The sequence below is a fragment of the Microbacterium sp. NPDC089190 genome, assembly GCF_040701795.1.
Taxonomy (GTDB): Bacteria; Actinomycetota; Actinomycetes; order Actinomycetales; family Microbacteriaceae; genus Microbacterium; species Microbacterium galbum.
Map to the genome: position 1 here is coordinate 20,018 of NZ_JBFBHF010000005.1, position 12,443 is coordinate 32,460.

Annotated in this window: 12 protein-coding genes and 1 tRNA gene; 5 read left to right on the forward strand and 8 right to left on the reverse strand. The window is 69.4% G+C overall.

Going from position 1 to position 12,443, the window contains the following annotated elements:
* The first annotated feature begins 17 nt into the window (after window positions 1–17).
* The 3 genes from AB0230_RS15855 to AB0230_RS15865 are packed head-to-tail and all read left to right on the forward strand — an operon-like array spanning window position 18 to window position 1,608.
* A complete protein-coding gene (locus AB0230_RS15855) occupies window positions 18–800 on the forward strand; it encodes a class E sortase (RefSeq protein ID WP_363388295.1) in 783 nt (260 codons plus the stop codon).
* Window positions 800–955 (forward strand): hypothetical protein, encoded by a 156-nt coding sequence (locus AB0230_RS15860; RefSeq protein ID WP_363388292.1) that lies wholly within the window; start codon window positions 800–802, stop codon window positions 953–955. Before AB0230_RS15855 ends, AB0230_RS15860 begins: the two co-directional genes overlap by 1 nt.
* A complete protein-coding gene (locus tag AB0230_RS15865) occupies window positions 952–1,608 on the forward strand; it encodes a gamma-glutamyl-gamma-aminobutyrate hydrolase family protein (protein ID WP_366376797.1) in 657 nt (218 codons plus the stop codon). Before AB0230_RS15860 ends, AB0230_RS15865 begins: the two co-directional genes overlap by 4 nt.
* Here AB0230_RS15865 and pknB read toward each other — a convergent pair.
* Genes pknB through AB0230_RS15900 form a run of 7 tightly spaced genes read right to left on the reverse strand, consistent with a single transcriptional unit; the run spans window position 1,580 to window position 10,519 of the window.
* A complete protein-coding gene (gene pknB / locus AB0230_RS15870) occupies window positions 1,580–3,280 on the reverse strand; it encodes a Stk1 family PASTA domain-containing Ser/Thr kinase (RefSeq protein ID WP_315994109.1) in 1,701 nt (566 codons plus the stop codon). The genes AB0230_RS15865 and pknB overlap by 29 nt on opposite strands.
* Window positions 3,281–3,309: 29 nt before the next feature.
* Window positions 3,310–5,100: a serine/threonine-protein kinase gene (locus AB0230_RS15875; protein ID WP_315994108.1), complete on the reverse strand. Its 1,791-nt coding sequence runs from the start codon at window positions 5,098–5,100 to the stop codon at window positions 3,310–3,312.
* Window positions 5,097–6,551, reverse strand: a complete 1,455-nt coding sequence (locus AB0230_RS15880) for a penicillin-binding protein 2 (protein ID WP_363388282.1) — start codon at window positions 6,549–6,551, stop codon at window positions 5,097–5,099. The genes AB0230_RS15875 and AB0230_RS15880 overlap by 4 nt, the downstream gene beginning before the upstream one ends.
* Window positions 6,552–6,591: 40 nt before the next feature.
* A complete protein-coding gene (locus AB0230_RS15885) occupies window positions 6,592–7,995 on the reverse strand; it encodes an FtsW/RodA/SpoVE family cell cycle protein (RefSeq protein ID WP_363388280.1) in 1,404 nt (467 codons plus the stop codon).
* Entirely contained in the window at window positions 7,992–9,230 is a 1,239-nt protein-coding gene (locus AB0230_RS15890) for a PP2C family serine/threonine-protein phosphatase (protein ID WP_315994105.1), read from the reverse strand. The genes AB0230_RS15885 and AB0230_RS15890 overlap by 4 nt, the downstream gene beginning before the upstream one ends.
* 9 nt (window positions 9,231–9,239) lie before the next feature.
* Window positions 9,240–9,785, reverse strand: coding sequence for an FHA domain-containing protein (locus tag AB0230_RS15895; protein WP_315994104.1), 546 nt, complete (start codon window positions 9,783–9,785; stop codon window positions 9,240–9,242).
* Window positions 9,782–10,519, reverse strand: coding sequence for a DUF3662 and FHA domain-containing protein (locus tag AB0230_RS15900; RefSeq protein ID WP_315994103.1), 738 nt, complete (start codon window positions 10,517–10,519; stop codon window positions 9,782–9,784). The genes AB0230_RS15895 and AB0230_RS15900 overlap by 4 nt, the downstream gene beginning before the upstream one ends.
* A gap of 152 nt (window positions 10,520–10,671) precedes the next feature.
* On the opposite strand from AB0230_RS15900, the gene AB0230_RS15905 reads away from it, so the two are divergent.
* Window positions 10,672–10,755 (forward strand) — tRNA-Leu (locus AB0230_RS15905).
* Between the two features lie 314 nt (window positions 10,756–11,069).
* On the opposite strand, the gene AB0230_RS15910 is transcribed toward AB0230_RS15905, so the two are convergent.
* Window positions 11,070–11,987, reverse strand: a complete 918-nt coding sequence (locus tag AB0230_RS15910) for a DUF368 domain-containing protein (protein WP_366376801.1) — start codon at window positions 11,985–11,987, stop codon at window positions 11,070–11,072.
* A gap of 159 nt (window positions 11,988–12,146) precedes the next feature.
* Here AB0230_RS15910 and AB0230_RS15915 point away from each other — a divergent pair, with 159 nt between their 5' ends.
* A complete protein-coding gene (locus AB0230_RS15915; protein WP_315994068.1) occupies window positions 12,147–12,413 on the forward strand; it encodes a GlsB/YeaQ/YmgE family stress response membrane protein in 267 nt (88 codons plus the stop codon).
* Window positions 12,414–12,443: the final 30 nt, after the last annotated feature.

Here is a 12,443-nt window from a genome sequence, read left to right on the forward strand (position 1 = left end):
GGAACTAGACTCGCCTCGTGCACACCGTCCCGCAGCCTCAGACCCGACGGGCACGGCGGCGCACGACGGCTCCCCGCCGTGGTCTCTCGGTCATCGGCGTGATCGGCGATCTCCTCGTGACCGCCGGTGTGCTGGTGCTCCTCTTCGTGGTCTGGCAGCTGTGGATCGGCGACGTCATCATCGGGTCGCAGTTCAAGAACGAGGCGCGCGACATCACCGAGTCGTGGGCGGCCGATCCGCCTGCTCCGGCGCCGAGCGACACCTCGACCCCGGGCATCCCGCCCACTTCCGATCCGCCGGCGATGGCGCAGCCCGACGATGCCCAGATCTTCGGCGTCGTGCGCATCCCACGGCTGGGTTCCGACTATCAGTTCCGCCTGGCCGGTGGGGTGAGTGCGTCGCGGACGCTCGACCCGATCGGCCTCGGACACTACCCCGACAGCGCCATGCCCGGTCAGCTCGGCAACTTCGCCATCGCCGGTCATCGCGGCAGCCACGGGGCTCCCTTCGCGGATCTGCCGTCGCTGCACATCGGTGACGCCATCGTGGTCGAGACCGAGACCGGGTGGTACACCTATCGCTATCGCAACCTCGAGTACGTGCGTCCGGACGCGGTCGACGTGCTGCTGCCCCTCCCGCAGCGCCCCGAGATCGAGGCGACCGACCGCATCATCACGATGACGACCTGCAGCCCGCGCTACGGCTTCTCCGAACGAGCGATCGCCTACGGTGTCTTCGAGTCGTACACCCCCCGCACCGACGCGGGCCCGCCTCTCGCCCTGACCTCTGGAGCAGCCTGATGTACGGAGCCCTCTGGCGCGTCCTCCCCGGTCCGTGGTGGGTGCGCCTGCTGATCGTGATCGTCCTGCTGGTGGCCGTGCTCTACGGCCTCTTCTTCTACGTCTTCCCCTGGGTCAGCGACATCGTCTACCCGCAGGAGGTCACGGTCGAGTGAGCCCCTGGCGCGTCGTCATCGTCGACAACCGCGACAGTTTCGTCCACACCCTCGCCGGCTACCTGCGCGACCTGGGTGCGCAGACGGACCTCCTGTCCGCCGACGACACCCGGCTGTCGACCGTCGTCGGGGGATCCGCCGACGCCGTCCTGGTCTCCCCGGGACCGGGGCATCCCGCCGAAGCCGGCCAGTCCGAGCGGGTGATCCTCGAGGCGGCGGAGCTCGGCATCCCTCTTCTCGGGGTGTGCCTCGGGCACCAGGCCATCGCGACGGCGTTCGGAGGGCGCGTGGGGCACGCCCCCGAGCTGCTGCACGGGATCACGAGTGTCGTGCGACACGACGGCGCGGGCGTCTTCGCCGACCTGCCGGACGGATTCTCGGCGACGAGGTACCACTCCCTCGCGGTGGACCCGACGTCGGTGCCGGACGTGCTGGAGGTGACGGCGCTCACGGATGGCGGTGTCGTCATGGGGATCCGCCACCGAACCGCGCCGATCGAGGGGGTGCAGTTCCACCCCGAGAGCGTCCTCACCGAGGGGGGTCACGCCCTCCTGGGTCGGTGGTTGGAGAACGCCGGCATGCCCGGCGCGGCCGAACGCGCCGCCCGCCTCAGCCCGCGTGGCCTCAGGAGCCCGAGCAGACCGACAGCGTGATCTCGCTGTGCACCGGCACCTCACCCGGGGCGAGCGACTGGCCGCTCACCGTCTGGGGCGTCGTGGCGCGGCATCCGGGGTCTTCCTGCGTGATGACCGTCAGCTGCTTGCTGTCGGACTCGAGGTCGCGGATGGCGGCTTCGAGGAGGTACCCCGTGTAGTTGACGATGACGACCTGGCCGCTGGCGACGACCAGGTTGACCGCGGTGCCCTTGGCCAGCTGCGTGTCGGCCTCGGCGCTCGCGGACATCACGGTGCCTGCGGAGAGAGCGGGATCGGTGGTGCGGCGGATCGATCCGACCGACAGACCCGCGTTCTGCAAGGCGGTGCGCGCCTCGGACTCGGACAGGCCCTCCAGCGACGGCACCGACGCGGTGTCAGGCCCGGTCGAGACGTAGACGGTGACCTGCTGACCGGACGCCACGGTGGTCCCCGCGTCGGGGGTGGTGCGCGTGACGTTGCCTGCGGCGATGTCCGCGTCGGGTTCGTTGACACGGCTCGCGGTGAGCTCCTGCGCCTCGAGTGTCTCGACGGCCCGCTCGTACGACATGTCTACGACGTTGGGGACGGTGAAGGAGTTGGTGGGCACGTCCTCATTCGGCTGGATCTGCATCACCCAGATGAGGACGGCGACGAGCAGGACGGCGAGCACCGTGACGCCGGCCCAGATCCACGCGACGGGCGGTCCGGGCTGGGTGCGACGCATGGTCGTGTCGGTACTGAGCTGCCGGAGCGAACGGGCGGTCTCGGCAGCCTGGCGGGGGTTCGGTCCGTAGAGCTCGTTAGAGAGGGCCGACATCTGGCGTTTCGTCGGCGACTTGCCGTCGGCGGTCTCGTCGAGTGCCTCGCGGAAGCCCGCGGCATCCTGCGGACGCTGGAACGGGTCTTTCGCGAGTGCGCGCAGCACGATCGCGTCGAGGGCGCGGGGGATGCTCTCGTTGACCTCGCTCGGAGGCAGCGGGGCCTCGCTCACGTGCTGGTACGCGACGGCGACGGGGGTCTCGCCGCGGAAGGGAGGGCGGCCCGTGAGCAGTTCGTAGAGCACGACACCGGTGGAGTACAGATCGGCTCGGGCGTCGACGGACTCGCCCTTCGCCTGCTCCGGCGAGAAGTACGCCGCCGTGCCCACGATCGCGGTCGTCTCGGCGACGGTGGACGACGAGTCGGACACGGCTCGCGCGATACCGAAGTCCATGACCTTGACGCGCCCGGCATCCGTGATCATGACGTTGCCGGGCTTGATGTCGCGATGCACCACTCCGGCGCGGTGGGAGTACTCGAGGGCCTCGAGGATGCCGTCGACGTAGCGCAGCGCATCGTCGACCGGCACCGAGCCCTCGGCGATGATCTCCTTCAGCAGGCGCCCGTGCACGAGCTCCATGACGATGTACGGAACGGGGCGCTCCTGGCCGTCGACGCCGACCTCGACGTCCTCGCCCGCGTCGAAGACACGGACGATGGTCGGATGAGCCATGCGCGACGCGGCCTGAGCCTCGAGACGGAAGCGCGTACGGAACGCGGCGTCGCCTGCCAGATCGGCCTTGAGGATCTTGATGGCCACCGTGCGCCCGAGCGTCTGGTCGTAGCCACGATAGACGCTCGCCATGCCGCCGCGACCGATGAGGTCGTCGACGCGGTAGCGCCCGGACAGGACGCGCGTCTCAATGGTCACGAAAACTCCCGGAGGGGGTGGGTCGAAGCTCAGGGCTTGGTGGTGGCGCCGGCGCCGTTGCCCGTGGTGGAGGGGCTCGGCGAGTTGCCTCCCGTGATCGAGGCGGATGCCTCGCCCGAGGGTCCTGCCGTGCGGTCGGTGCCCGAGCAGCTGACGGTGTACGTGACGCGCAGCGACTGCCCGACCGAGTTGCTCACCTTCAGCTGCGCGTTGCGCTCGTCGGGCGAGAACGACGCCGTGGACTGACCGTTCGTGTCGAACGTGCCGTTCGTCGCGGTGAAGTCGTACGACGTCACGCTGCCGGTACCGGCGGGGCAGGAGTACTGCTGCCACGACACCTGGATGTCGCTGCCGGCCGTGACGGACGTGCCCGGGAGGGTGGGCGTACCCGGCTGCTGCAGCGGCGTCTCTTCGCCGTACACGGTCACCGTGATGTTCGTGCCCTCGAGGTTGCGTCCCGTGGGGTCGACGATGTACACGAGACCGATCTGGTCGGCGTTCTCGGCGGCCGTGCCGGTGGCGCACGTCGCGCCGAGGTTCGCGTCACCCAGGATGCTGCGCGCTTCGTCGCAGGTCTTGCCGATGAGGTCGAGGGCGTCGACGTCGACGAGCTGTGCCGACTGCGTGGGCGTCGGCGAGGTCGACGGAGAGGCGGGGGTGCTGGGAGTGGCGGAACTGGGAGCGGCACTGGTGGGGGCGGCGTCCGGCTCGTTCTGGTTCGCCAGGAGCGTGAAGAGCGTTCCACCGAGGACCAGGGCCAGCAGCACGATGAGCGCGACCAGCGGCCACGTCCAGGGGCTCCGCTTCTTCTTCTGCGGGGCGGCGTCCTCTTCGGTGTGCTCCTCCGTGAGGATGGGAGCGACACCCGCCGCTGCGGCGCCGGCCGCGGGCAGCAGGCGCGTGGTGGCCGAGGTCTGCCCCGAGGTGAGGAGTTGCGTGGCGTCGTCGACAGCGGCGGCACCGGCGGCGATCGCCGGGACGGCCGCCGCGGCAGCGGCGAGGTCGCCGCGGCGGAGCGCGGCTGCGGCGCGCGAGACGGCGGCGGAGGATGCCGGGCGGTCCTCGGGCTTCTTCGCGATCATCGCCATCACGAGGTTCTGCACCGGGACGGCGACCGTGGGCGGCAGCGGAGCGGGCTGCTCGTTGATCTGCGCCATGGCGATGGCCACCTGCGACTCGCCCGTGAAGGGACGCTTGCCCGCCAGGCATTCGTACGCGACGATGCCCAGCGAGTAGGTGTCGGTGGCCGGTGACGCCGGGTGTCCCGAGGCCTGCTCGGGGGAGAGGTACTGCACCGTGCCCATGACCTGGCCGGTCGCGGTGAGCGGGACCTGATCGGCGATGCGTGCGATGCCGAAGTCGGTGATCTTCACGCGGCCGTCGGGGGTGATCAGCAGGTTGCCGGGCTTGATGTCGCGGTGCACGAGGCCCGCGGCGTGCGCCGCCTGGAGGGCGGCTGCGGTCTGCGCGACGATGTCGAGGGTCTTGTCGCTCGACAGCGACCCCTCGCGCTCGAGGATCGTGGACAGGGCCTCGCCGGGGACGAGCTCCATCACGAGGAAGGCGCTGCCGTCTTCCTCGCCGTAGTCGAAGACGCTCGCGATGCCCTCGTGGTTCACGAGCGCGGCGTGGCGGGCTTCGGCGCGGAAGCGCTCCAAGAAGCCCGGGTCGCCCATGTACTCGTCTTTGAGGATCTTGATGGCGACGGTCCGTCCGATGACGTGGTCGGTCGCCTCCCAGACCTCGCCCATACCGCCGATCGCGATCCGTGAATCGAGCTCGTACCGCCCGCCGAAGGTCACACCCTGTGTCGGTCTCATTTACCCAGCACCGCCTCCATGACCTTCTTCGCTATCGGGGCGGCGATCTCGTTGCCGCTCCCGCTCTGCCCCTGGCCTCCACCGTCTTCGACGACCACGGCGACGGCGACCTGAGGGTCGTCCGCCGGTGCGAAGCCGGTGAACCAGAGAGTGTAGGGGCGGGAATCGTTCTCCGCGGTGCCGGTCTTACCCGCCACCTGGACCCCGTCTATTCTTGCATTCGATGCCGCGCCGTCCTGGACGTTCGCCGTCATCATCGACACCATCTGGGCGGCGACGTCGGACTCGATCGCGCGACCGAACTCACTGCTGGTGCCCTCGTCGGTGACCGACAGGTTCGGCTCGATCACCCGATCGACCATCCGCGGGTTCATCACCACACCGTCGTTCGCGATGCCCGCCGAGACCATGGCCATCTGCAGCGGCGTGGCGCGGACGTCGCCCTGGCCGAAGCCGCTCAGCGCGGTCTGCGGCGCGTTGGGGCTGGCCGGGTAGGTGGACGCGGTCGACGTCAGCGGCATCGTGAAGGACGTGTTGAAACCGTACTTCTCCGCCTCCGCGCGGATCGCGTCGTCGCCCAACTCGACGGCGAGCTCGGCGAACGGGATGTTGCAGCTCAACCGCAGGGCCGTGGCGATGGTCACGGTGTCGCCGCCGCCGCACGTTCCGCCGCCGGCGTTGCTGACGACGTTGGTCGACTGCGGCAGCGTGTAGGCGGCGAGATTGGGGAAGGCCGAGTCGGGGGTGTACTTGCCGGATGCCAGGGCGGCCGAGGCCACGACGAGCTTGAACGTCGACCCCGGGGGGTTCAGGTTCCCCGAGATCGCGCGGTTGTCGAGCGGCTTCGCGCTGTCGGCGACCAGCTGGTCGTACGCCGCGTTCACGGCATCCGTGTCGTGGGAGGCGAGCGTGTTCGTGTCGAAGCTCGGCTTCGAGACCATGGCGAGGATGCGACCGGTCGAGGGTTCGATCGCCACGACGGCGCCCTGCTGGTCGCCGAGGGCGTCCCACGCGGCCTTCTGCACGTTCGCGTCGAGCGAGAGTTCGACGTTCGATCCGCGCGGGGCCTGACCGGTGATGGCGCGGTCGATGCGCGAGAAGAACTGGTTCGAGTCGGAGCCGCTGAGCACGCTGTTCTCGGCGGACTCGATGTTGGTCTTCGCGTCGAGCACGGGGTTCATGTAGCCGGTCACGGGCGCCCACATGGCGGCATCCGCGTATTGGCGCTGCCAGCTGTACACGTCGTCGGACGGGACCGACTGGGCGATCGGCGTGCCGCTGACGATGATCGATCCGCGCTGGATCTCGAAGGAGTCGTAGAGGGCGCGGGTGTTGCCCTGGGTGTTGGTCAGGGCGTTCGCCTGGACGACCTGGATGACGCTCGTCGAGGCGAACAGCGCCAGGAACATGGCGAGCATGACGATGCTGAGGCGTCGGAGTTCTTTGGTCACGGTGCCTCCTCGGGTCGGGGGGCGGCGGGGGTGCGGCGCATCAGCCGATCACCACCCGGGGGCGGGAGCGGACGGCGTCGGAGATGCGCAGCAGGAACGCCACGATGATCCAGTTCGCGATGAGCGACGATCCGCCGGCGGCGAGGAAGGGCGTGGTCAGACCCGTCAGCGGGATGACGCGCGTGACGCCGCCGACCATGATGAACACCTGCAGGGCGATCGTGAACGAGAAGCCCGTCGCGAGGAGCTTGCCGAAGTCGTCCTGACCGGCGAGACCGACGCGGATGCCACGGCTGGTGAACACCATGTACAACGCGAGGATCGCGAAGATCCCGACGAGGCCGAGCTCCTCGCCGAGGCTCGGGACGATGTAGTCGCTCTGCGACAGCGGCGTGATGTACGGACGCCCCTGGCCGAGCCCGGTGCCGAACAGTCCACCGTGGGACAGCCCGAAGATGCCCTGCACCAGCTGGTAGCTGCCGCCGTCGCGGTCGATGACCTCGGGGTCGAAGGCGTTCAGCCAGTTGGCGAAGCGGCCCTGCACGTAGGGCAGAACCCGGGATGCCAGGAACGCACCGCTGGCGACGAGGATCAGGCCGATGACGACCCAGCTCGTCTTGCCGGTCGCGGCGTAGAGCATGGCGACGAACATGCCGAAGATGAGCAGGCCGGTTCCGAGGTCGCGCTGCAGCACGATGATGCCGAGCGAGACGAGCCAGATGATGAGCACCGGGCCGAGCTCGCGCGCCCGCGGCCAGGTCATGAAGAGGAACCGGGTGCCCGTGGAGGTGAGGCTCTCTCGGGTGCGCACGAGGTAGCCGGCGAAGAAGATCGCGAGGCAGATCTTCGCCAGCTCACCGGGCTGGAACGACACGAAGCCGAGCGAGACCCACACATCGGCGTTCTGGTCGGTGCCCAGACCGGGCACGAAAGGCAGGAGCAGCAGCAGGATGCCGACCAGTCCCGAGAGGTAGGTGTACCGGAAGAGGACGCGGTAGTTGCGGACGAAGATCAGCACGGCCAGTGCACAGATCATCGCGATGGCGGCCCACGCGATCTGGCGGTGACCCGTGGCATCCCATCCGGCGCTCTGGTCGGCGAGGTCGATGCGGTAGATCATCGCGATGCCGAGACCCGTCAGCACGGTGGCGATGGGGAGGACGAACGGATCGGCGTCGCGCACGCGCAGGCGCAGCACGACGTGCATCACGAGGCCGAGCACGGCGGGCACGGCGGCGAGCGAGAGGAAGCCGGTGTCGATCGCGCCGGTCGCCCCGAGCTGGACGAGGGCCACGGCGGAGCCGTAGACGGCGATCGCGAAGAAGAGCAGACCCAGCTCGCGGTTGCGCTGCGTCGCCGGGACGCGGATCTTCTTCAGGGCGCGCATCACAGCCGTGTCGGTCGACACGGCGTCGGGGGAGCGCGTCTGCTTCTGGTCGGTCATCCGCTTCCCTCCGCCGCCGGGCGCAGGCGGTCGACGATCAGCTCCGCATCGGAGAGCGAGCGGGCCGAGATCGTGGCCTCGACGGTCTGACGGTCGAAGTCCGACAGATCGGCGAGCACGATGTTGGTGTCCTCGTAGACGGTCGAGAGCGAGATCGGCCCGATGGACTGCTGGATGCCGCGGTAGATGACGACCGAGTTCTCGTCGGCGCCGACGTAGTACCGCGTCTGGGTCCAGTTGTACCCGGCGAACAGGGCGAGCCCGATGCCGGCCAGCACGACGAGCAGCGCGGCGAGCCAGCCGAAACGGCGACGGCGCGCGCGACGGCGGTCTTCTTCGATGAGCTCCTCGAGGAACTCCGCGGCGGGCTCGAAATGGGTCGGTTCGTTGGCGACCTGGCGGGCGTGGTGCAGCCAGTTCGGACGGCTGGGCCGGGCCGCCGGGACGACCACGCCGCTCGGGTTGGAGGCGGAGCCGACGATCGCCGGGGTGCCGATGAACACCGGATGCTGGCCGCCCACGTCGACGAGCACCACGGTGACGTTGTCGGGCGCGCCGCCGTCGAGCGCCTGCTTGAGCAGCGCGTCGGCCGTGCGCGCCGGGGGCATGCCGAGGGCGAGCGTCTTGGCGGTGTGCGGGTCGTCGACGACCCCCGACAGCCCGTCGGAGCACAGCAGCCAGCGATCGCCGTCCTGCGTCGGCATGATGAAGCTGTCGACCTCGGGATCGGGGTCCATGTCGCCGAGCACGCGCATGAGGACGGAGCGCCGCGGGTGGTATCGCGCCTCTTCGGGCGTGATGCGGCCCGAGTCGACGAGGCGCTGCACGAAGGTGTGGTCGGCCGTGATCTGCGTGAGCGTGTCGTCGCGGTAGAGGTAGATGCGCGAGTCGCCGATGTGGCCGATGACGGCGTAGTCGTCGACCATCACCAGGGCGCTCACCGTGGTGCCCATACCGGCGAGCTCGGGGCGGCGGGCGACCGTGTCGATCAGCTCGGCCGCGGTGTCGGCGAGGGCGTCGCGGATCGCGTGCTCCGCCTGCGCGGGGGTGCCGAAGGGCTGGTCGAGCTCGGTCAGTCGGTGGATCGCCAGACTCGAGGCGACGTCGCCCCCGGCATGACCGCCCATCCCGTCGGCGACGACGAAGAGGTTGGACCCGGCATAGCCGGAGTCCTGATTGTTGGAGCGCACCTTGCCCGTGTGAGAGATGGCGGCGCTCGAGCCCTGGAAGACCATGGGGGTGGCTTACGTCCTCAACTCGAACGTGGTCGCGCCGACCTTGATGGGCGCACCCACCTTGACCTGCACGGGCGACGCGACGCGGACGCCGTCGTGCGTCGTTCCGTTGGTGGAGTCGAGGTCCTGCAGCATCCACTGATCGCCCCACAGCACGAGTCGGGCGTGGTGGCTGGAGGTGTAGTCGTCGCGGATGACGAGCCCCGACTCGCTCGACCGGCCGATCGTGAGCGGCTCGGTGCCCAGCGGGAGTTCGAGACCCGCCTTGGGGCCGCTCGTGATGACGATGCGCGAGACCGCCGCGGTCGTCGCGAGAGCCCCGACCGGGGCGGGAGCGGGCGGTGCGGCCGGACGCTTGACCTGCGTGGTCACGGCGTCGGGAGACGCGGTCGGCGCCGCGGCCGCGGGAGCGGACGACGCTGCCGCCGGCTCGGGGAGCTTGCGCACCTTCACGCCGAAGAGGTCGGCACGCAGCGAGTAGACGACGCCGAACACGAAGAACCACAGCAGCACGAGGAACCCGCCCTGCAGAAGAAGAAGAGTCAGCTGACTCATGACAGGGGTCCCCGTTCCCGGACGTCGAAGATGCTCGTGGCGTCGGACGCCTGCGGGCGCCGCGGCGGCTGCGCCTGCGCGACCACACGGAACACGATATTGGTGCGGCCGATCGAGATCGTCGAATCGGGGGGCAGTGCCGCCTCCGAGACCTTGCGGCCGTTCAGGGTGGTGCCGTTGGTCGAGCCCAGGTCGCGGACCATCGCGCGCTCGCCGTCCCACAGGATCTCGACGTGCTTGCGGCTGGTGCCGGCGTCGGGGATGGTGATGTCGGCGTCGCTGCCGCGTCCGATCACGGTGCGCGAGCTCGTGAGCGGATGACGTGTGCCGTCGATGTCGACGACACCGCGCCAGGCGACACGGCCCTCGGTGGTCTGCGAGTCCACGCGGAGCGTGCCCGTCGACAGGGAGGAGTCGCGTTCGATCGTGATGGCGACGGGCCCCGCGAACGAGTAGCCCTGCGTGCGGGCGTGCTTCTTCACGAGCGTGTCGAGCTCGGTGAGCAGTGTGGAGCCCAGGGCGCCCATCTTCTCGTCGTCGGCGGGGGAGAGGCGCACCGAGAAGGCGTTCGGCGCCAGGATGCGCTCGCGCGTGACCACCACGGCCTTCTTGTCGAGCTCGCTGCGCAGCGCGGAGGCGATCTCCACCGGCTGGATGCCGCTACGGAAGGTCTTCGCGAACGCACCGTTGACGGCGCGTTCGAGACCTTTCTCGAAACTGTCGAGTAGTCCCACGAGACTCCTTCGGGCAGGCAGACCAGTAGGCACATCGTAGCCAGGGCGGCTGGGCAGGTCATGGAAGCGGCCTCCCGCGGCCGCGTTTCGTCACGTGGACCCCGCCGTGATATTCTCGGGAAGTTGAGTTCGTGGCATCCGTGCCGTGACTCGCGCGAGTGGCGGAATAGGTAGACGCGCTGGCTTCAGGTGCCAGTGCCCGCAAGGGCGTGGGGGTTCAAGTCCCCCCTCGCGCACAGAACGACGAAGACCCCGGGGTTCATCCCCGGGGTCTTCGTCGTTTGCCGCACGAGAAGTCGTCCGCGTCGGAAAGTTATCCACAGTTTCCACCCCCTGTGAGCGAAGTTCTCCCCAGGACGTTCTCCGCCGCGATCACGGGGGCGGTCTCGCGGAATTACGCGGATGTAATTCCCCTCGACGCCCGGAATGACGGGCGCGTGAACCGCGTCGACGTGACGTCGGCGAGCTGTCCGCGCGGACTTCCCACAGGGTTATCCACATGAGTTTTTCGACTGTGCACAGAGTTGTCCACAGATTGGGGACGAAGAGCTCAACGGCGCGGACGGTCGAGTCGCGCCTGCATCGTGACGACGAGGAGCACCACCGCGGCGCCCCCCAGCGCGAGCAACGCCATCGGGACGGCATCCGGTCCCGCCGGCGTCGCCTGCCCGAACGCGTCCTGCCACGGCCAGAGGGCGCGGAGGGAGCCGAGCATGAGGCCCGTCATCAGCGCGAGCATGATCTCGCGGAACCGGGCGAGGAGCACCCGCAGCAGGTTCACGAACAGGCTGAGGCCCACCACCGCCCCGATGGCGAAGGCGAGGATGTACGGGACATCGCGTTCATTGACGGCGACGAGTGTCGTCTCGTACAGCCCGAAGACCAGCAGCAGGAACGCGCCCGACAACCCCGGCATCACGAGGGCGCAGACAGCGACCGCCGCGGCGAGGGCCACGAGCAGGAGGGGCGGATCGATCACCCGCGATGACGGCAGGCCCGTCACGAGGAAGGCTCCCGCTGCGGCGAAGCCGGCGAGCAGGGACAGCCGCCACGTCCACGACCGGCCGAGCAGGCGCACCGGTATGAGGAGGGATGCCGCGATCATCCCGCCGAACACGGCCCGTGTCGCCGTCGGGTGCTCCTCGACGAGGGGAGCGAGAACGCGCGCGCCCAGGACGACGGCGAGCACCATGCCGACGAGGACGGGAGCGACGACGCTCCAGCGCACCGCCGCGAGATGCGCCCGCGCGCGGCTGATGCCCCGCCCCCGAGGGAGGTCGCCGAGGGCGACGACGGCGCGCACCACGTGGCTCGCGGCCTCGATCAGGGTGGTGTAGACGCCGACGATGAGGGCGACCGTGCCCCCGCTCACCCCCGGGACGACTTCGACAGCCCCAATAAGGAGGCCTCGCCCGAGGTCGAGCGCGGGGCGGAGAGGGGGACGGCGGTCGGCAAGATGGTCGGCCATCCGCCCCACGCTATGCGAACAGCCGATCGCGCCTCGCGCGAACCAGACAATCAGCGCCGATGCAACCCACCCCGCGAAACGCTTTCCTGGGAGGAGGCTGTATGCAATGAGTCCCGCCGTGCGCGGGCTTCGGTTCTCACTCGCGAAAGGAACGACAACATGGGATTCTTCGGATTTCTCCTCCTCGGCCTCCTGGCCGGCGCCATCGCCAAGCTGATCCTCCCCGGGAAGCAGGGTGGCGGCTGGCTGATCACGCTGGTGCTCGGCGTCGTGGGCGCCCTGCTCGGCGGCTTCCTCGGTGGACTGCTGTTCAACGCCCCGCTTCAGGACTTCTTCTCGATCCAGACGTGGCTGCTGGCCATCGGCGGATCGATCATCGTGCTGCTGATCTACGGCCTCATCGTGGGGCGTCGCGCCGCGCGCTGATCACGTGACCCGAGGGCCCGGGGCGGGGAA

Bases quoted from the DNA above. Each gene is read 5' to 3' on its own strand.
- AB0230_RS15860 (WP_363388292.1), top strand. From the start codon at position 800: ATGTACGGAGCCCTCTGGCGCGTCCTCCCCGGTCCGTGGTGGGTGCGC.
- AB0230_RS15875 (WP_315994108.1), bottom strand. From the start codon at position 5,100: ATGAGACCGACACAGGGTGTGACCTTCGGCGGGCGGTACGAGCTCGAT.
- AB0230_RS15885 (WP_363388280.1), bottom strand. From the start codon at position 7,995: ATGACCGACCAGAAGCAGACGCGCTCCCCCGACGCCGTGTCGACCGAC.
- AB0230_RS15890 (WP_315994105.1), bottom strand. From the start codon at position 9,230: ATGGTCTTCCAGGGCTCGAGCGCCGCCATCTCTCACACGGGCAAGGTG.
- AB0230_RS15895 (WP_315994104.1), bottom strand. From the start codon at position 9,785: ATGAGTCAGCTGACTCTTCTTCTTCTGCAGGGCGGGTTCCTCGTGCTG.
- AB0230_RS15910 (WP_366376801.1), bottom strand. From the start codon at position 11,987: ATGGCCGACCATCTTGCCGACCGCCGTCCCCCTCTCCGCCCCGCGCTC.
- AB0230_RS15915 (WP_315994068.1), top strand. From the start codon at position 12,147: ATGGGATTCTTCGGATTTCTCCTCCTCGGCCTCCTGGCCGGCGCCATC.